The sequence below is a fragment of the Paenarthrobacter sp. CM16 genome, from assembly GCF_013179505.1.
GTDB lineage: Bacteria > Actinomycetota > Actinomycetes > Actinomycetales > Micrococcaceae > Arthrobacter.
This window is the reverse complement of record NZ_JABMCX010000087.1, coordinates 1-16688: the sequence shown is the minus strand read 5'-3', so window position 1 is coordinate 16688 and position 16688 is coordinate 1. Positions and strand designations below refer to the sequence as shown.

The 16688-nt window shown below is 62.5% G+C and carries 20 protein-coding genes, 1 pseudogene and 1 riboswitch; of the genes and pseudogenes, 20 read left to right on the top strand and 1 reads right to left on the bottom strand.

Features of this window, described 5'->3' with window-relative positions:
* Window positions 1-39 precede the first annotated feature (39 nt).
* The 14 genes from HP499_RS09800 (at window position 40) to hisF (ending at window position 11544) form a co-directional block, all read left to right on the top strand.
* Window positions 40-933: a cytochrome gene (locus HP499_RS09800; protein WP_172323893.1), complete on the top strand. Its 894-nt coding sequence runs from the start codon at window positions 40-42 to the stop codon at window positions 931-933.
* 60 nt (window positions 934-993) lie between these two features.
* Complete coding sequence (def, locus tag HP499_RS09795; protein ID WP_172323892.1) at window positions 994-1566, top strand: peptide deformylase; 573 nt, start codon at window positions 994-996, stop codon at window positions 1564-1566.
* Window positions 1563-2483 carry a methionyl-tRNA formyltransferase gene (gene fmt, locus HP499_RS09790; protein WP_172323891.1) on the top strand — a complete coding sequence of 307 codons (921 nt, stop codon included), beginning with the start codon at window positions 1563-1565 and terminating at the stop codon, window positions 2481-2483. The genes def and fmt overlap by 4 nt, the downstream gene beginning before the upstream one ends.
* Entirely contained in the window at window positions 2480-4021 is a 1542-nt protein-coding gene (locus tag HP499_RS09785; protein WP_172323890.1) for an RsmB/NOP family class I SAM-dependent RNA methyltransferase, read from the top strand. The genes fmt and HP499_RS09785 overlap by 4 nt, the downstream gene beginning before the upstream one ends.
* Before the next feature lie 46 nt (window positions 4022-4067).
* On the top strand, window positions 4068-4742 hold the full coding sequence (rpe, locus tag HP499_RS09780; RefSeq protein ID WP_172323889.1) for a ribulose-phosphate 3-epimerase: 675 nt from the start codon (window positions 4068-4070) through the stop codon (window positions 4740-4742).
* A 78-nt stretch (window positions 4743-4820) separates the two neighbouring features.
* Window positions 4821-4976, top strand: a riboswitch (FMN riboswitch).
* Window positions 4977-5065: 89 nt separating this feature from the next.
* The gene (gene pnuC / locus HP499_RS09775; RefSeq protein ID WP_172323888.1) at window positions 5066-5770 is read left to right on the top strand and encodes a nicotinamide riboside transporter PnuC; all 705 of its coding nucleotides are present in this window, start codon (window positions 5066-5068) and stop codon (window positions 5768-5770) included.
* A gap of 41 nt (window positions 5771-5811) precedes the next feature.
* Window positions 5812-6888 carry a bifunctional diaminohydroxyphosphoribosylaminopyrimidine deaminase/5-amino-6-(5-phosphoribosylamino)uracil reductase RibD gene (ribD, locus tag HP499_RS09770; protein ID WP_216659893.1) on the top strand — a complete coding sequence of 359 codons (1077 nt, stop codon included), beginning with the start codon at window positions 5812-5814 and terminating at the stop codon, window positions 6886-6888.
* Complete coding sequence (locus HP499_RS09765) at window positions 6888-7517, top strand: riboflavin synthase (protein WP_172323886.1); 630 nt, start codon at window positions 6888-6890, stop codon at window positions 7515-7517. Before ribD ends, HP499_RS09765 begins: the two co-directional genes overlap by 1 nt.
* Window positions 7514-8209 (top strand): 3,4-dihydroxy-2-butanone-4-phosphate synthase, encoded by a 696-nt coding sequence (ribB, locus tag HP499_RS09760; RefSeq protein ID WP_172323885.1) that lies wholly within the window; start codon window positions 7514-7516, stop codon window positions 8207-8209. Before HP499_RS09765 ends, ribB begins: the two co-directional genes overlap by 4 nt.
* Complete coding sequence (ribA, locus tag HP499_RS09755; RefSeq protein WP_172323884.1) at window positions 8206-8907, top strand: GTP cyclohydrolase II; 702 nt, start codon at window positions 8206-8208, stop codon at window positions 8905-8907. The genes ribB and ribA overlap by 4 nt, the downstream gene beginning before the upstream one ends.
* A 17-nt stretch (window positions 8908-8924) precedes the next feature.
* On the top strand, window positions 8925-9410 hold the full coding sequence (gene ribH, locus HP499_RS09750; protein WP_172323883.1) for a 6,7-dimethyl-8-ribityllumazine synthase: 486 nt from the start codon (window positions 8925-8927) through the stop codon (window positions 9408-9410).
* A 106-nt stretch (window positions 9411-9516) separates the two neighbouring features.
* Window positions 9517-9780 carry a phosphoribosyl-ATP diphosphatase gene (locus tag HP499_RS09745; RefSeq protein WP_024820576.1) on the top strand — a complete coding sequence of 88 codons (264 nt, stop codon included), beginning with the start codon at window positions 9517-9519 and terminating at the stop codon, window positions 9778-9780.
* An 84-nt stretch (window positions 9781-9864) separates the two neighbouring features.
* Window positions 9865-10725, top strand: a complete 861-nt coding sequence (gene hisG / locus HP499_RS09740) for an ATP phosphoribosyltransferase (protein ID WP_172323882.1) — start codon at window positions 9865-9867, stop codon at window positions 10723-10725.
* A gap of 42 nt (window positions 10726-10767) precedes the next feature.
* A complete protein-coding gene (hisF, locus tag HP499_RS09735) occupies window positions 10768-11544 on the top strand; it encodes an imidazole glycerol phosphate synthase subunit HisF (RefSeq protein WP_172323881.1) in 777 nt (258 codons plus the stop codon).
* 72 nt (window positions 11545-11616) lie between these two features.
* Here hisF and HP499_RS09730 read toward each other — a convergent pair whose 3' ends face one another.
* The gene (locus HP499_RS09730; RefSeq protein WP_172323894.1) at window positions 11617-12261 is read right to left on the bottom strand and encodes a TIGR03085 family metal-binding protein; all 645 of its coding nucleotides are present in this window, start codon (window positions 12259-12261) and stop codon (window positions 11617-11619) included.
* Between the two features lie 89 nt (window positions 12262-12350).
* Between HP499_RS09730 and hisI the strand changes: the two genes are divergently transcribed.
* The 6 genes and pseudogenes from hisI to HP499_RS09700 form a co-directional block, all read left to right on the top strand.
* Window positions 12351-12767, top strand: coding sequence for a phosphoribosyl-AMP cyclohydrolase (gene hisI, locus HP499_RS09725; protein WP_172323880.1), 417 nt, complete (start codon window positions 12351-12353; stop codon window positions 12765-12767).
* Between the two features lie 57 nt (window positions 12768-12824).
* Complete coding sequence (locus HP499_RS09720; RefSeq protein ID WP_172323879.1) at window positions 12825-14408, top strand: anthranilate synthase component I; 1584 nt, start codon at window positions 12825-12827, stop codon at window positions 14406-14408.
* A complete protein-coding gene (locus tag HP499_RS09715) occupies window positions 14405-15010 on the top strand; it encodes a Trp biosynthesis-associated membrane protein (RefSeq protein ID WP_172323878.1) in 606 nt (201 codons plus the stop codon). Before HP499_RS09720 ends, HP499_RS09715 begins: the two co-directional genes overlap by 4 nt.
* A 131-nt stretch (window positions 15011-15141) precedes the next feature.
* Window positions 15142-15414, top strand: coding sequence for an HGxxPAAW family protein (locus HP499_RS09710; RefSeq protein WP_159706651.1), 273 nt, complete (start codon window positions 15142-15144; stop codon window positions 15412-15414).
* 2 nt (window positions 15415-15416) lie between these two features.
* Window positions 15417-16235 (top strand): indole-3-glycerol phosphate synthase TrpC, encoded by an 819-nt coding sequence (gene trpC / locus HP499_RS09705; RefSeq protein WP_172323877.1) that lies wholly within the window; start codon window positions 15417-15419, stop codon window positions 16233-16235.
* A 114-nt stretch (window positions 16236-16349) separates the two neighbouring features.
* Window positions 16350-16688: pseudogene (locus tag HP499_RS09700) on the top strand (tryptophan synthase subunit beta); the annotation flags it as partial.

Genomic DNA, 16688 nt, shown 5'->3' with positions numbered 1-16688 from the left:
GTGGAGAATTCTGTCGGTCCTGTATGACACAGTCTTTATATGACTGCTCCACTGCTCGCCCATGCTACTGAATACGGCCGGATGTATGCCCGCTCCACCACGGAGCAATTTTCGGTGCCTTCCATCACTACGGTGATTGGTCAACAGGCACACTCGCTGGATGGTTGGTTCAGTTACATGGGTGCGAGCAGCCTCGCTGCGGATCCGGAGCTTCCAGCAATTCTGGGGAGTCCGGCCAAGACCCGGCAGGCCATCAGCAAGGCCGCCAAAGCGGCGGAAACTTACCGCGATGCGGCGGCGGAGCGCGGTGACCGGGTCCACACCTACTGCGAGCAGGTGGCCCTGCGTGCCCTGGGCCGCCCTCACCGGATGCAGGAATGCCGGGACGATCTCGCAGCCCATGGTGAGCAGGCCTTCGCCGCCCGGTTTGACGAATGGTGGGAGCTTTACAGGGTTGAGCCGTTGGCCCCGGAGATCACCGTGTGGAACAAGACGGTGGGCTACGCCGGGACACTTGACCTTGTAGCCCGGATCAACGGGCGTATCTGCCTGATCGACTACAAGACCAAGGGCACCACCAGGGACGGAACGGTCAAGGCCCTGGACGACAAAGTGGTCATGCAGCTCGCCGCCGGAATGAAGGCCGAGGAAAGCCTTGTGGATCCCGTGGCTGGTGAATGGGAGCCGTGGAAGTACGAAGATAACCCCATGCTGCTCGCTGTGGCCATCGGAGAAACTGAAGTGCGGCCGATGCGGGCCAATCCGGAGATCCTTAAGCATCATTGGTGGAAGTTCTGCGCACTTCGGCGTGTCTGGGAAATGTCGGCAGACGTCACTGCGGCAGGACAAGCATTGTTGCCCATCGCTCCGCCCGTGTTCGCAGCGGTTGGTGCCGGAGCCGCGAACAGCGGCAGCGGCGATGGACTCAACTAAACTGGCTTAGGCTCCGCAACACCCGGGGCCGGGTTGGACGATAGTGAGGACTGACAGCACATGGCAATTTTGAGTATCCGAATCATCGGGGATCCGGTGTTGCGCACCGTAGCGGACCCTGTCACCGATTTCGGTCCGGAGCTCGCCAAGCTGGTAGCTGACATGACCGAAACCATGGAAGACGTCGAAGGTGCCGGCCTGGCTGCACCGCAGATCGGCGTCAGCCAGCGCGTCTTTACCTACCGGATCGGGGGAGTGGAAGGCCACATCATCAACCCCGTCCTGGAGAACAGCGACGACTTCCAGCCGGACGAAGTAGAGGGGTGCCTCTCGATTCCCGGCTTGGGCTTCCCGGTCCGCCGTTTCCGGAAAACCAAGGCGACCGGTGTCGACGTGAACGGCAACCCGGTCTCAGTGGAAGCCGAGGGCATGCTTGCCCGGTGTTTCCAGCATGAGACCGATCACCTGGACGGCGTTCTGTACACGGACAGGTTGGAAGGGGAGGACCGTAAGGCAGCTCTCCGCGCCATCCGAAACGCCAATTACCACGCCATTACGGAGAAGACCACGTCCCAGCGCGCCAACAGCGTGGGATCAAGTTTTGGTGGCGGCAGCTTCGGAGTTCCGGAGTGAGGGTCCTTTTCGCAGGAACTCCCGCCGTGGCCGTCCCCTCATTGGATGCCTTGGTCAAAGCAGGATTCGACGTCGTTGCTGTCCTGACGCGCCCGGACGCACCGGTAGGCAGGAAGCGGGTCATGACGCCATCGCCGGTCGCGGCGCGGGCAACGGAACTGGGTATCGAGGTCATTCGTGCCGCCAAGGTAGATGCGGACACTACGGCCCGGATTTCGGAGTTTGCCCCCGATGTTGCCGCGATTGTTGCCTACGGTGGCATTGTTCCAAAACCGGCTTTGTCAGTCCCGACACATGGATGGGTCAACCTTCATTTCTCCCTCCTGCCTGCGTGGAGGGGCGCTGCCCCCGTTCAGCGCTCAATCATTGCCGGAGACGAAATCACTGGTGCCGTGACGTTCCAGCTGGAAGAAGGCCTCGATACCGGGCCCGTCTTCGGTACCCTCACAGAAGCTGTAATGGCGGACGATACCGCCGGGGAACTGCTGGAGCGCCTGTCCATCAGCGGGGCCGTGCTGCTCAGCCAGACCCTCTCGACGATCGACGCCGGGCAGGCTGCCCCCCAGCCGCAAACCGGGGAAGTCTCCCTGGCTCCCAAACTGACGCTGGAGGATGGCCGCCTGGACTGGCAACTGCCTGCCCTCGCCATCAATCGTCGGGCCCGTGGTGTAACACCCGAGCCGGGAGCATGGACTACGCTGGACGGCCAGCGAGTCAAGCTTGAACCAGTGAACCTCCGTCCCGACGTCAAGGACTTGGCTCCGGGCAGTATCAGGGTGGATGGAAAGACTGTTCTTGTTGGCACCGGATCCCATGCCGTTGAGCTTGGCAGGATCCAGCCGGCAGGTAAGAAAATGATGTCGTCGGCTGACTGGGCCCGCGGCTTGGCAACACCTGAGAGAGTGGTATTCGAATGAGTGAGTCCGGCCGGCGAGGCCCCAACAACAGCGGGAACCGGGACGGCGGCGGACAAGGCAACCGCGGCGAAAGCCGGCGCAACGCGCAGGGTCGCGAGCGTAACCGGGGTCCCCAGCGGGGATTCACCAACAATGCTCCGTCGCAGCGTACGCGTCGGGCTGATCCGGCGCGGCTGGTGGCGTTCGAAGTGCTCCGTGCTGTTGCTTCCGAGGATGCCTACGCCAACCTGGTGCTCCCGGCCCGCATCCGGGAACACCGCTTGGACCGCCGGGACGCCGGCTTTGCCACCGAATTGAGCTACGGCGCTTTGCGCGGCCAAGGCACCTATGACGCCATTTTGGCCCGCTGCGTGGACCGCCCCCTTGAGCAGTTGGACCCTGCCATCCTGGATGCCTTGCGGATCGGCGCCCATCAGTTACTGTCAATGCGTGTTCCGGCGCACGCGGCACTGGACCAGACCGTTGGCTTGGCGCGCGCCGTCATCGGCGCAGGTCCGTCAGCCCTGATTAACGCGGTCCTTCGCAAGGTCACCGCCCACAGCATGGGTGAGTGGCTGGACATCCTCCTGGCCAACGAGACTGACGAAACAAAGATCGCAGCGCTCCGGCACGCCCACCCTGAATGGATTGTCCGCGCGCTGCGCCAGTCATTGGTCAACCACGGCCGCCCGAAGTCGGAAATCGATGACCTGCTGGAGGCGGACAACGCCGCTCCTGTGGTTAATCTTGTGGCTTTGCCCGGTTTGGGAAACCTGGATGAGGCGTTCGATAACGGGGCCACCGCAGGCGAACTGGTGGAAGACTCCGCCCTGTCCGCCGGCGGTGATCTCGGCCGCCTGGAATCGGTCCGCCGCGGCACCACCCGTGTCCAGGACGTCGGATCCCAGTTGGTTGCCCGGGCGTTGGCCGGCGTGGATCTTCGCGGAGCCTCTTCCGGAGGTGAACGCTGGCTGGACTTGTGCGCCGGTCCTGGAGGCAAAGCGGCGCTCCTGGCCGCTTTGGCGCACCGGGACGGCGCTACTTTGTTGGCCAACGAGCCCGCGCCGCACAGGGCCAAGCTTGTCCAGCAGGCATTGTCGGCAGTTCCGGAAGACACGTGGTCGGTTCGGACCGGTGATGGACGCGAGGTCGGTTCGGAACAGGCGGAGGCTTTCGACCGCGTGCTGGTCGATGTTCCCTGCAGTGGGTTGGGGGCGTTGCGCAGGCGGCCGGAATCGCGGTGGCGGCGATCACCCAAGGACATCGGCGACCTCGGTCCGTTGCAGCGCGACCTCCTGAAGTCCGCGATTGATGCCGTGAAGCCCGGCGGCGTGGTTGCCTATGTGACATGCTCGCCGCATCCGGCCGAGACCACTGCTGTTGTCAGTGACGTCATGTCCAAACGTGCGGATCTGGAATTGCTCGACGCCGGGCAGGCGCTCGACGACGTCAGCCTCACCGGCCGCTTGGGCGCCGGTCATGAGCAAACAGCCCAGTTGTGGCCGCACGTCCACCAAACGGACGCCATGTTCATGGCCATCATCCGCAAAAAGCCGTAACTGCCGGAATCCGGCTTTCTGTTTCCACCGACCCAGAGGGGCTGCCTTGTCTCAGTGCTGTATCAACCCGAGCATCCTGTCTGCTGATTTCGTCAATCTTGAGGCGGAACTGCAGCGGATCAGCAATGCCGATGCCGTCCATGTGGACGTCATGGACAACCACTTTGTCCCCAACCTGACGTTGGGCCTGCCGGTGGTGCAGCGGATCCAGGCGGTCAGCCCGGTTCCGTTGGATGCCCACTTGATGATTTCCGACGCCGACCGCTGGGCACCTGCGTACGCAGACGCCGGCGTTGCTTCAGTGACGTTCCATGCCGAAGCTGCCATGGCGCCGGTCAAGCTGGCACGGGAATTGCGTGCGCGGGGGTCCAAGGCGGGAATGGCCTTGCGCCCGGCCACACCGGTGGAGCCGTACCTGGACATGCTCAGCGAGTTGGACATGCTGTTGATCATGACGGTGGAGCCCGGATTCGGGGGGCAATCCTTCCTGGATATCACCTTGCCCAAGATCAGGCGTGCCCGGGCAGCAGTAGAGGGTTCCGGGATCGGTGTCGCCATCCAAGTGGATGGGGGCATCACCGAGGAAACCATCATCAGGGCCGCAGAAGCAGGCGCCAATGTGTTCGTGGCAGGTTCGGCCGTTTATGGGCACCAGGACCCCGCGGCGGCGATCGATCGCCTCCGTGCAGCGGGACAGGCTGTCACAGCAACGTTCGCTTGACGACCGTCACCACATGTTACGAAGATGGCCCGGGAATAGCCCGGGCATCTTGGTAGTTGTGGCAGAATAACAACACACATACGTGCTCCGGGGTCGGTGTAAGTCCGAACCGGCGGTTATAGTCCGCGACCCGCGAGCCATCGCGATTCAAGTAATTGGACCCTCGATGGCAGACGGTTGAACCGGTGGAATTCCGGTACCGACAGTTAAAGTCTGGATGGGAGAAGCACGTACAGTCATGCCTTGGGCGTTCCTTTTGCGACGCCCGGCATTGCGCTGTCGTACACCCCCGGAGTCATCGCGGCTTACTGGGAAGGAACGGCATGGACATACTGCGATGGCTCTTCGAAGCACAGATCCCCGTTGGAGGATCTGCTCTTGTCTTACGCGAAGTGCTTGGAAACATCTTTGGGCTACTCAGCGCCCTCGGCGGTATGCGCCGCAAAGTCTGGGCTTGGCCGATTGGCATTCTCGGCAACATTCTTCTACTCACGGTCTTCCTGGGTAACGTCTTCGGCGCAGCAGCACCCGCTACTTTGTGGGGTCAGGCTGCACGTCAGATCATGTTCATAGCGGTCGCCGTTTATGGGTGGTACCGATGGAAGCAGGGCCAGGAATCAAGCAGCCAGGGGCGCGCCATTGTCCCGGGGTGGGCCAGCAATAAAGTCCGTATCGCCCTGATTGCTGCCATGGTTGCGGGCACGGCGGCGCTGACGCCTCTGTTTGATGCCCTTGGTTCCTACCCGCCGGTGTGGGCTGATGCCTGGACCTTCATGGGATCCCTGTTGGCAACCTATGGCATGGCGCGGGGATGGACCGAGTTCTGGCTGATCTGGGTGGCAGTGGACATTGTGGGCGTTCCGCTCTTGTTCAGTGCCGGCTTCTACGCCAGCGCGGTCATGTACCTGTTCTACGGCTTCTTCACCCTCACAGGGTTCTTTGTGTGGTGGCGGGCTGAAAAGCGTGAAAGGGCTGACCACAACGCCAGCCCGGCCGCCGTCGCCGTATCAGCGGGTGCTGCCCAGTGAACAGTGCAAATACGATTTATACCGCCGCAGAGCGGGCTGCCATGGACGCCGCACTCGCCGCTGCCCTGGCAGGTCCCCGCGGAGCGAATCCACTGGTCGGAGCAGTAATCCTGAGCCCCGAGGGTGAGCAGCTGGCAACCGGCTATCACCGGGGTGCCGGGACGTCCCACGCCGAGGCGGACGCAATTTTCCAGGCACGCGAGAAAGGCGTCGATACCGCGGGAACCACCATGGTGGTCACCTTGGAGCCCTGCAACCACGTGGGTCGTACCGGACCTTGCGCCCAGGCGATCATTGCCGCCGGAATCGCGAAGGTGATCTACGCCGTCGATGACCCCCATGATCCCGCCGCAGGCGGCGCGCGGACGCTTACAGCCGCCGGTGTTCAGGTCCGCTCAGGGCTGGAAGGCCTGAAGGCGCTGGACCTGAACCGTGACTGGTTCGACGCCGTTGCAGCCAAGCGCCCGTTCGTCACCTTGCATATCGCCCAGACGCTGGACAGCAGAATTGCTGCCGTGGACGGCACCAGCCAGTGGATCTCCTGTCCGGAGTCCCTGGCGGATAACCACGGGCTGAGGGGACTTATAGACGCGATCCTGGTGGGTACGGGAACAGTGCTGATCGACAACCCGCGGCTAACGGCCCGAACCCCGGACGGCGGCCTCTCGGCGCACCAGCCGATTCGTGCCGTCATGGGGCTGCGGGAAGTCCCGGAAGATGCCGCAGTTCGGGGAACGGACGGGCGTTTTGTCCACCTTCCCACCCGGGATCCTGCAGAGGCCTTGGGCATGCTGTTCGATCAGGGTGTCCGGCACCTCATGGTGGAAGGTGGGTCCTCGATTCTGAGCACGTTCCTCGCAGCAGACCTGGTGGATGAGCTCATTGTCTACTTGGCCCCAACGCTCCTTGGATCCGGCACTCCGGCACTGAACGACCTCGGCATCACCACTCTGGCCGATGCCCAGCAATGGTCCTGGGATGAAGCCGGCGGCGGCGCTGTACGGATCCTGGGCAACGATCTTCGGCTGCACCTGCGGTCACCGCGTGGTGCCGCGAGCAATATAAAGAATTTGGTCCCGCAGGCTGAAGCTGCGGAACACGTCACAGGAGGACACTGATGTTTACCGGAATCGTAGCTGAACAGGGCACTGTGCTGGGGATTGAGCACGATGGCGATACCAGCGCAACATTGAGGCTGAAAGCGCCAACTACCGCCGAGGGCTTGCCCTTGGGCGGTTCCATCGCCGTCAACGGCGTATGCCTGACCGCTACGCAGATTGAAGGCCAGGACTTCAGCGTCGATGTCATGGGCGAAACCCTCGTTCGGACCACCATCGGAGGGCTGGAGCCAGGAGACACGGTGAACCTTGAACGCTGTGTTCCGGCGGGTGGACGCCTGGACGGCCATGTGGTGCAGGGCCATGTAGACGGCGTAGGTGAGCTGCTGGAGCGCGAACCCTTGGGCAACTGGGATCGATTGCGGTTCGGCGTGCCGGCCCCGCTGGCACGCTACATTGCCGAGAAAGGTTCGATCGCCGTCGACGGTGTCTCACTGACGGTGACCGCTGTCAGTGACGCGGCCGAAGCGGCGCCGTGGTTTGAAGTGGGATTGATCCCCACGACGTTGGAGGAAACCGGGCTGGGCGCCAAGCCTGTTGGTGGCCGCGTCAACCTCGAAGTGGATGTGTTGGCCAAGTACACCGAGCGCCTTTTGTCCTTCGCACCGGGTCAGGGCGGTGCACGATGAGCGCCCCTGCCAAGACAACTCCTGCAGCTACGCGTCGCACCGGGCTGGATCCTGTCGAATCCGCCATCGCGGCGATGGCCGCGGGCCAGGCTGTGATCGTGGTGGATAACGAAGACCGCGAGAATGAAGGCGACATTATCTTCGCCGCCGAACACGCCACACCGGCCCTCATGGGCTGGACCATCCGGTATTCATCCGGCGTCATCTGTGTTCCCCTGGACGGCGAGCGGGCAGACGCCCTGGTCCTGCCGCCCATGGTGGAAATCAACGAGGACGCCAAAGGGACGGCCTACACCGTTTCCTGCGACGCAGCGATTGGCGTCAGCACTGGAATTTCTGCCACTGACCGCGCCTTGACGGCCCGGATATTGGCAGATCCGTCCAGCACTCCGGCGTCGATCACCCGTCCCGGGCATATTTTCCCGTTGCGGGCAGTTAACGGGGGAGTGCGTGAACGTCCGGGTCACACGGAAGCTGCCGTGGACCTGTGTCGTCTTGCCGGGCTGGCTCCGGTGGGTGTGATCGCAGAGTTGGTACATGACGACGGTGAAATGATGCGGCTGGACAGCCTGCGCGAGTTTGCCGCTGAACATGGGTGCCCCCTCATCTCCATCGAGGATCTGGTGTCATATGTTGAAGCGGTAGAGTCCCAGACGGCACATGTTTCACAGGAGGACGAGGAGAAGCGATGACCGCATCGACCACACGCAGCAGTGACCACGCCGGCCCCGGGCCGCACCCCGTCAGTGGTGGGCCGATTGTGCAATTACCTACTGCCTTTGGCGATTTCGTGGCACAAGCGTGGACTGACCTTGAGACCGGCCACGAACACCTTGCCGTGAGTTCCCCGAACCCGCCCAAAGGTGGCCGCGCGCCGCTGGTCCGGTTGCATTCCGAGTGCCTGACAGGTGATGTGTTCGGTTCCTACCGCTGCGACTGCGGAGAGCAGTTGGCATTCGCCTTGGAGCTCATCCATGCAGAGGGCGGAACTCTGCTGTACTTGCGTGGGCAAGAGGGCCGTGGCATCGGGCTGGCCAACAAGATCAAGGCCTACGCCCTGCAGGAAGCCGGTTTTGACACGGTGGAGGCCAACGAACAGCTCGGCCTGCCCGTGGATGCCCGTTCCTACACTGCGGCTGGACAGATCCTGGCCGAGATGGGGCTGCACGAGGTCAGGTTGCTCAGCAACAACCCGGACAAGCAAAACCGCCTTGCCCAAGCCGGCGTAACAGTAGTGGAAATGGTTCCCACAGAGGTTCCTTCCCGCGAACAGAACCTGCGCTACCTGCAGACCAAGAAAGACCGGATGGACCACCGGCTGGCACTCGAAGTCGAGCCCGTCAGCAACGGCAAGACACCGGCATCCCCCTTTGACAACAACCAAGACTGAACGGATTCATCGCAAATATGAGCGGCCACGGCGCACCCACTATTGACCTCACTACCCTCAACCCCGAGGAAACCTCGCAGCTGAAGCTGGCCATTGTGGCGGCAAGCTGGCACACGCAGATCATGGACGGACTTGTTGATGGCGCCCTTCGCGCAGCCAAGGAAGCCGGCATTGCCGAACCCACCCTGCTGCGGGTTCCGGGCAGCTTCGAACTTCCGGTTGCCGCGGCCAGGCTCGCGCCGCACTTCGACGCCGTCGTAGCCCTTGGCGTGGTGATCCGCGGCGGAACGCCGCACTTCGACTACGTTTGCCAGGCTGCGACGTCGGGACTTACCGATGTCAGTGTCCGCACTGGCGTGCCGGTAGGCTTCGGCGTCCTCACCTGTGACACGGAGCAGCAGGGCATCGATCGTGCGGGCCTTCCCGGGTCCAAGGAGGACAAGGGCCACGAAGCGGTGACTGCTGCCCTGGCTACCGCTGTGACATTGAAGCGGTTCAGCTAGAAGTTCTTGCCGCGGAGGGGATGTGGGTGTGTTGTCACTCACATCCCCTTCGTCATGCAAGGCCCCAACAAGCGGTAGGCGCCCCGGAGCAAGTAGTCTGGAGGGCGTGAAGAATTTCGAGACGCTGTTCGCAGAACTGAGTGAGAAAGCAGCGACCCGCCCGGCAGGTTCGCGCACGGTTGCCGAACTGGACTCTGGAATCCACGGCATCGGCAAGAAGGTGGTCGAAGAGGCCGCTGAAGTGTGGATGGCCGCGGAATACGAATCGGACGAAGCCGCCGCTGAGGAAATCTCCCAGTTGCTGTACCACCTGCAGGTCCTCATGCTCGCCAAGGGCCTCACCTTGGAAGACGTTTACAAGCATCTCTAGCCACGCCACTCCGCTTGCCTGTTGCGGAGCCCCCTGCGTGGCCAAGGTGTCTGAAAACCTCCATTCCAAAAAGAAAGTCTCCCAATGCTCCGTGTAGCAGTCCCCAACAAGGGATCCCTGTCCGAAGCCGCCTCGGCAATGTTGTCCGAGGCCGGTTACCGTCAGCGCCGCGATTCCCGCGAACTGGTCATGGTCGATCCCGATAATGACATTGAATTCTTCTTCCTCCGTCCCCGGGACATTGCTGTCTATGTTGGCCAGGGGACCCTGGATGTCGGTATCACCGGCCGGGACCTCCTGCTGGACGCGAAGGTCGAAGCCGAGGAAATACTTCCCCTTGGCTTTGCTCCGTCAACTTTCCGTTTTGCCGGTCCGGTGGGCGACTTCGCCGGCGTCGAGCAGTTGGAAGGCAAGCGCCTTGCCACCAGTTACGACGGCCTCCTGCGCGACTACCTTTCTGAGCGCGGCGTAAATGCCACGGTGGTCCGCCTGGACGGCGCCGTGGAATCCTCGGTGCGCTTGGGTGTGGCGGACGCGATCGCGGATGTCGTGGAGACGGGCAACACCCTCAAGGCCGCCGGGATGGAAATCTTCGGTGATCCCATCCTGAAGTCCGAGGCCGTGCTGATCCGTCGCTCCGGTTCCGGTGGCGCTGCCAACGGTACTGCCAAAGAAATCGACATCCTCATCCGCCGTCTGCAAGGTGTCCTCGTGGCTCGTCAGTATGTGCTGATGGATTACGACATCCGCAAGGATCTGGTCGAAGACGCCGCTGCACTTACACCCGGCCTTGAGTCGCCCACGGTGTCCCCGTTGCGCGATTCCGAGTGGGTTGCCGTGCGGTCCATGGTTCCCAAGAAGGAAACCAACCGCATCATGGATGAACTGTACGACCTCGGCGCCCGCGCCATCCTGGTCAGCAGCATCCACGCCTGCCGCATCTGACCCGCCTCACACAGCAAGCCCAGCACAATTGAGGAGCAGCACATGGCTGTAGCCGTCCGCGTCATACCCTGCCTTGATGTTGACGCAGGCCGCGTCGTCAAGGGCGTCAACTTTGAAGGTCTCCGCGACGCCGGCGATCCCGTGGAACTCGCGCACCGCTATGACAATGGCGGGGCGGACGAATTGACGTTCCTCGACGTCACGGCATCATCGGGCAACCGCGAAACCACCTTTGACGTAGTCCGCCGCACGGCAGAGGAAGTCTTCATTCCCCTGACCGTGGGCGGCGGCGTCCGTGGCGTCGCCGAGGTGGATAAGCTCCTCCGCTTTGGTGCGGATAAGGCGTCCATCAACACCGCGGCTGTTGCACGGCCCGAGGTCATCGACGAAATTACCCGCCACTTTGGATCCCAGGTGCTGGTCCTCTCGGTGGATGCGCGCCGTACCCGTGAAGGTAACGTCCCGACGTCGTCCGGTTTTGAAGTCACCACCCATGGTGGCCGCACCGGAACCGGAATCGACGCCATCGCCTGGGCCAAGGAAGCAGCGGAACGGGGCGTGGGGGAAATCCTGCTCAACTCGATTGATGCCGACGGCACCAAGGATGGCTTCGACCTCGAACTGATCCGCTTGGTCCGCGCTGCGGTGAACATCCCGATTATTGCCTCGGGTGGGGCAGGAGTGCCTGCGCACTTCCCGCCTGCCGTGGAAGCCGGGGCCGATGCCGTACTGGCGGCCTCAGTGTTCCACTTCGGGCCGGATGACATGATCGCCCAAGTCAAAACGGCGATTCGGGACGCTGGTTTCGAAGTCCGCTAGCTTCAGGATTAACAGCAATGGAGAGTCACTGTGAAAGTGACTCTCCATTGTTTCGTTAAACCCAATGAATAGTTAGAGGCCGATGTCGGCCGACTGCAACAGCGCGACGGCGTCCGGTTGGCCTTCGAAGGTCACCAGGGCCTGGCTGGTGCGTCCATGCGCATGCATGAGGAGTTCCCCGGGTTCCCCCACAATGGCGACCGACACGGGGGCTCGCTTGGCTACATGCCGCGGACCGGTAGGACGAACCAGGACGATGCCGAGGTCCACGCCGCGGTACAGGAACGCGGCCCGCTTGATGAGGTCGTCCCAGAGTGCATCCGAATAGGCTTCATCGAGGGCGCGGGGGGCCCAACGGTCGCCGGCGCGGCGGATGTCCTCGGTGTGAACAAAGTATTCAATGAGGTTGGACGTCTCATCCAAGGCTTTGATCTTCAAGGGGGAGAGGGCTGGAGGGCCGGCCCGGAAAGTCTTGATGAGATCGGCATAAGCATCCGGGCTCTTGAGCTTGGCTGCCAGTTTGGACGTGGCTTTTTCGGAGGCTTTGCCGAGGCTTGGAATGAGCAGGCCGAGGCCCACCGCGATTTTCCGTTCGCGCAGATATAAATGCGCAGCAAGATCCCGCGTCTGCCACCCTTCGCAGAGCGTGGGGGAGTCAGGTCCGGCCGCCAGCAGGGTTTCGGCTAGGACTTCTCGGGAAGGATCGACGAAATGCATCACTTGTGAAACTAGCACGATCGGAGCGCTCTTGCGCAGTGGAACCGCCGCAGAATCCGGCTCCGGCCAAAGGCACTAGACTTGATCTGATGTCAGAGCAGTCCGCCCCCAGTCCAACTCCTGTCACGGAGCTTTCCAGCGACCCCGGGAGTCCTTTGCCGCAGGAAATCGCCGGCGCCCTGAAACGTGATGCGTCGGGGCTCGTTGCCGCGATTGTGCAGCAGCACGATACCAATGAGGTCCTCATGCTTGGCTGGATGGATGACGAAGCTCTCCACCGCACCATGACCACGGGTCGCGTGACGTTCTATTCGCGCTCGCGCCAGGAATACTGGCGCAAGGGCGACACCTCCGGACACGTACAGTTCGTGAAGTCTGTCGCCCTTGACTGCGACGGCGATGCCCTCCTGATCCGTGTGGACCAGATCGGCGCTGCCTGCCACACCGGAACCCGGACCTGTTTTGATGGTCGCGACTTCACAGTCGTAACGGGCCACCGCGACTAAGGCACCCACTACTTTCCACTGACGCACCACCTCAGACAAAAGGCGGAGAAAATAGCCATGCAGGACCTTGGAATCATCAGCCCGGGCCTGGAAGAGTTCCGCGAACTCGCCGTCCACAGCCGTGTCATTCCTGTTCGCCTTAAGGTCTTGGCAGACGCCGAGACCCCCATTGGCCTGTACCGGAAACTGGCCAAGGGGCAGCCCGGAACATTCCTTCTGGAATCCGCGGCGGTCGGCGGCGCATGGTCGCGTTATTCCTTCATTGGGTCGAAGTCCCGCGCTACCCTCACCACCAAAGATGGCCAGGCCCACTGGATCGGTGAGCCGCCCGTTGGTGTTCCTGTCTCCGGTAATCCCGTCGAAGCTGTGCGGGACACCATTGCCGCGCTGCAGACGGACCGCTTCGAAGGATTGCCGCCGTTCACCTCCGGGTTGGTGGGTTTTCTCGGCTGGGAAGCCGTCCGTCACTGGGAGCGGCTGACGTCCCCGCCCGAGGACGACCTGCAGCTTCCTGAGATGGCGCTGAACCTGGTCACTGACATGGCTGTTCACGACAACATGGACGGCACTGTCCTCCTGATCGCCAACGCCATCAACTTTGACGACAGCTCCGAGCGCGTGGACGACGCGTGGCACGATGCCGTTGCCCGTGTGCAGGCACTGCTGGAGCAGATCAGCACTCCTGTTTCCCAGCCGGTTTCAGTGCTGGAAACTGCAGCCCTGGACTTTGCTTCCAGCGTGCAGGAACGCTGGGACGAGGCCAGGTACCTGGAGGCAATCGACCGCGGCAAGGAAGCGATCGTTGACGGCGAAGTTTTCCAGGTGGTGATCTCCCGCCGCTTCGAGATGGAGTGCGCCGCCGATCCCCTTGATGTCTACCGCGTCCTGCGCAACACCAACCCCAGCCCCTACATGTACCTGTTCAGCCTGGAGGACGCGGACGGCCGCGAGTACTCGATCGTGGGCTCGTCACCGGAGGCGTTGGTCACGGTGACCGGCGAGGAAGTCATCACCCATCCGATCGCCGGTTCACGCCCCCGCGGAAAGACCGTTGAGGCCGATAAAGCCTTGGCGACGGAACTGCTGGCCGACCAGAAAGAGCGCGCCGAGCACCTGATGCTGGTGGACCTCTCGCGCAACGACCTCTCCAAGGTTTGCGTTGCCGGTACAGTGGACGTCACCCAGTTCATGGAAGTGGAGCGGTTCAGCCACATCATGCACCTGGTCTCTACTGTGGTGGGGGAGTTGGCCCCGGATGCGAAGGCCTATGACGTCCTTAAAGCCACTTTCCCGGCGGGCACCCTGTCCGGGGCTCCGAAGCCACGTGCGCTGCGCCTCCTCGACGAACTCGAACCCCATCGACGCGGCATCTACGGTGGCGTGGTGGGCTACCTCGACTTCGCCGGGGACATGGACATGGCTATTGCCATCCGCTCAGCGCTGCTCCGCGAGGGCCGCGCCTATGTTCAGGCCGGGGGTGGAATCGTTGCCGATTCCCACAAGCCTTCTGAAGCCTTGGAGACGGTAAACAAGGCCGCAGCGCCCCTGCGTGCGGTCCACACTGCGGGCTCCCTGCAGAACATCTCCGCTGAAACGGCAGGAAACACAGAAGTCCTCGACGACGGGACTTCCGCCTCATGAGCACGGCATCTTCAACTTCTCCGGTCAGGCAGCCGCCGCGCTGGGCGCGGAAATCCACCCTGGTCCTTGCCACCACCATCCTTGCCCTGGCAGTCTTCGGTGCCACCACGCAGACCTGGATCGAGGTGCAGTTGGATCCGACGGGAGCATCCAACAGCGATCTTCACGTCCAAGGGAGCAAGGCTGCAACTGCGGTGACGGCGCTGGCGGTCGTCGCCCTGGCCGGCGGACTTGCCGCGTCCATCGCAGGAAAAATTGCACGCTGGATCATCGCCGTCCTTGTTGTTCTGTCAGCGGCCGGAATCATCCTTGCTGCAATGACCGTCCTGCTGGACCCGCTGGGCGCAGCCCAGGGCGCCATTGCAGCTGCGACAGGCGTCTCCGGCGGCCAGGCTGACGCTGCCGCCACGGCATTCCCTGTGGTGGCCATCGTGGCGGGCGCCCTCCTGGCCGTTTGCGCTGTCGCTTTGCCGCTGGCCGGCCGCCATTGGACGTCCCGGACCAAATACGATGCGGGTGCTCGAGGGCGGAAAAGCACCAACGAACCCGTAGACGAGATTGACAGCTGGGACAGCCTGTCGCGCGGCGAGGACCCCACGTAGGCAGGCATGGGGCGTGCGGCAGGTGTGTCGCGCATCAAAAGCGAACGCGCCTGTGCTGACGTCGCACGATGTCCCGGACGGCGCCAATAAATGGCAGAATGTAAGCAGTATTCATCCTGAGGAGATTTCACATGAGCAAAACCACAGTGTCCGCAAACCAAGCCGAATCCACCATGGCCAGCCACGCTGACGCCATTGGCCACGGAAACAGCCCGGCTGCATGGACCTGCGTACTTGTGATGCTGGTCGGTGCACTGATTTCCTCCATCGCGTTCGTCATCGCCAGCACCCCGATCTTCGTCGGCGGACTGGTTGTCATGGTCATCGGCCTCATCGTGGGCGGCGTCATGCGCAAGGCGGGCTACGGAGTTGGTGGCAGCAAGCTGCAGAACAACGGCCACTAATCGTGACCGTTCTTGATGACATCATTGTTGGCGTCAAGGAGGAGATGGAGTCACGCAGCCGTCTTGTGTCCCTCGCGGAGTTGAAGGATCGCGCCGCAGCTGCTCCTCCTGTCCGGGATGCTTGGGCTGCTTTGGGTGGCCCGTCATCGGTCCGCAACGACCTCAAAGTCATCGCAGAGATCAAACGCCGCAGCCCTTCGAAGGGTGATCTGGCACCGATTGCCGATCCCGCTTCGCTCGCGGTCCAGTACGCCGACGGCGGAGCTTCGGTCATCAGTGTCCTGACCGAGCAACGCCGTTTTGGCGGCTCGCTGGCCGACCTCGATGCCGTTCGTGCCGCCGTCGACGTCCCCTTGCTGCGCAAGGATTTCACGGTGGACGAGTACCAGATCTGGGAAGCCCGTGCCCACGGAGCCGACCTCATCCTGCTCATTGTCGCGGCGTTGTCCGACGCTGAGCTTGCGGAGTTCAGCTCCCTAAGCCATGAGCTGGGCATGAACGTGTTGGTGGAAACACACACCGAAGAGGAAATCGAGCGGGCAGTTGCCGCCAACGCCAGGATCATTGGCATCAACGTACGCAACCTCAAGACGCTCGACGTCGACCGCTCGGTTTTCGGGTCCCTGGCCGGATTGATTCCGGCTGAGTCTGTAATCGTTGCCGAGTCCGGCGTCAGGGGTCCCGAGGACGTATCCCACTATGCCGCCGGTGGCGCCAATGCCATTTTGGTAGGGGAGGCGCTGGTCAGCGACTCCACGCCCCGCGAACGCATCACTGAATTCAAGGCAGCTGGAGCTGCCGCCATCGCCGTCAGGAACTGAGGCAGTCCCTGAATCACGGCGAATAGTTGCAAGGCAGCCCGGGCATAAGCCTGCGGCTGCCTTGTGGCACGTGGAACTACCCAATGAACTAACTGGAACAGGACGGTGAGACTGATGGTCGACGCGCCAACAGCCGGCTCAGAAGAGAATGCGGCCGACGCATTCCTGCAAGGTGGCCCTTCGCTGCGCAACGCCTCCGGGCCCTACTTCGGGAACTACGGCGGACGTTGGATGCCCGAGTCCCTGATCGCCGCCCTCGACGAAGTCCAGGACACGTTTGAGAAGGCCAAGGCTGATCCTGATTTCATCGCGCAGCTGAAGGATCTCAACAAGAACTACTCCGGCAGGCCCTCTTTGCTCACCGAAGCCAAGCGCTTCTCCGAGCACGCCGGCGGAGCACGCATCTTCCTCAAGCGCGAAGACCTGAACCACACAGGATCCCACAAGATCAAC

Excerpts from the sequence above, each read along its gene's own strand:
- HP499_RS09800 (WP_172323893.1), top strand. The coding sequence starts at position 40 with ATGACTGCTCCACTGCTCGCCCATGCTACTGAATACGGCCGGATGTAT.
- def (WP_172323892.1), top strand. The coding sequence starts at position 994 with ATGGCAATTTTGAGTATCCGAATCATCGGGGATCCGGTGTTGCGCACC.
- HP499_RS09785 (WP_172323890.1), top strand. The coding sequence starts at position 2,480 with ATGAGTGAGTCCGGCCGGCGAGGCCCCAACAACAGCGGGAACCGGGAC.
- pnuC (WP_172323888.1), top strand. The coding sequence starts at position 5,066 with ATGGACATACTGCGATGGCTCTTCGAAGCACAGATCCCCGTTGGAGGA.
- ribD (WP_216659893.1), top strand. The coding sequence starts at position 5,812 with ATGGACGCCGCACTCGCCGCTGCCCTGGCAGGTCCCCGCGGAGCGAAT.
- HP499_RS09765 (WP_172323886.1), top strand. The coding sequence starts at position 6,888 with ATGTTTACCGGAATCGTAGCTGAACAGGGCACTGTGCTGGGGATTGAG.
- ribB (WP_172323885.1), top strand. The coding sequence starts at position 7,514 with ATGAGCGCCCCTGCCAAGACAACTCCTGCAGCTACGCGTCGCACCGGG.
- ribA (WP_172323884.1), top strand. The coding sequence starts at position 8,206 with ATGACCGCATCGACCACACGCAGCAGTGACCACGCCGGCCCCGGGCCG.
- ribH (WP_172323883.1), top strand. The coding sequence starts at position 8,925 with ATGAGCGGCCACGGCGCACCCACTATTGACCTCACTACCCTCAACCCC.
- hisG (WP_172323882.1), top strand. The coding sequence starts at position 9,865 with ATGCTCCGTGTAGCAGTCCCCAACAAGGGATCCCTGTCCGAAGCCGCC.
- hisF (WP_172323881.1), top strand. The coding sequence starts at position 10,768 with ATGGCTGTAGCCGTCCGCGTCATACCCTGCCTTGATGTTGACGCAGGC.
- HP499_RS09730 (WP_172323894.1), bottom strand. The coding sequence starts at position 12,261 with ATGCATTTCGTCGATCCTTCCCGAGAAGTCCTAGCCGAAACCCTGCTG.
- hisI (WP_172323880.1), top strand. The coding sequence starts at position 12,351 with ATGTCAGAGCAGTCCGCCCCCAGTCCAACTCCTGTCACGGAGCTTTCC.
- HP499_RS09720 (WP_172323879.1), top strand. The coding sequence starts at position 12,825 with ATGCAGGACCTTGGAATCATCAGCCCGGGCCTGGAAGAGTTCCGCGAA.
- HP499_RS09715 (WP_172323878.1), top strand. The coding sequence starts at position 14,405 with ATGAGCACGGCATCTTCAACTTCTCCGGTCAGGCAGCCGCCGCGCTGG.
- HP499_RS09710 (WP_159706651.1), top strand. The coding sequence starts at position 15,142 with ATGAGCAAAACCACAGTGTCCGCAAACCAAGCCGAATCCACCATGGCC.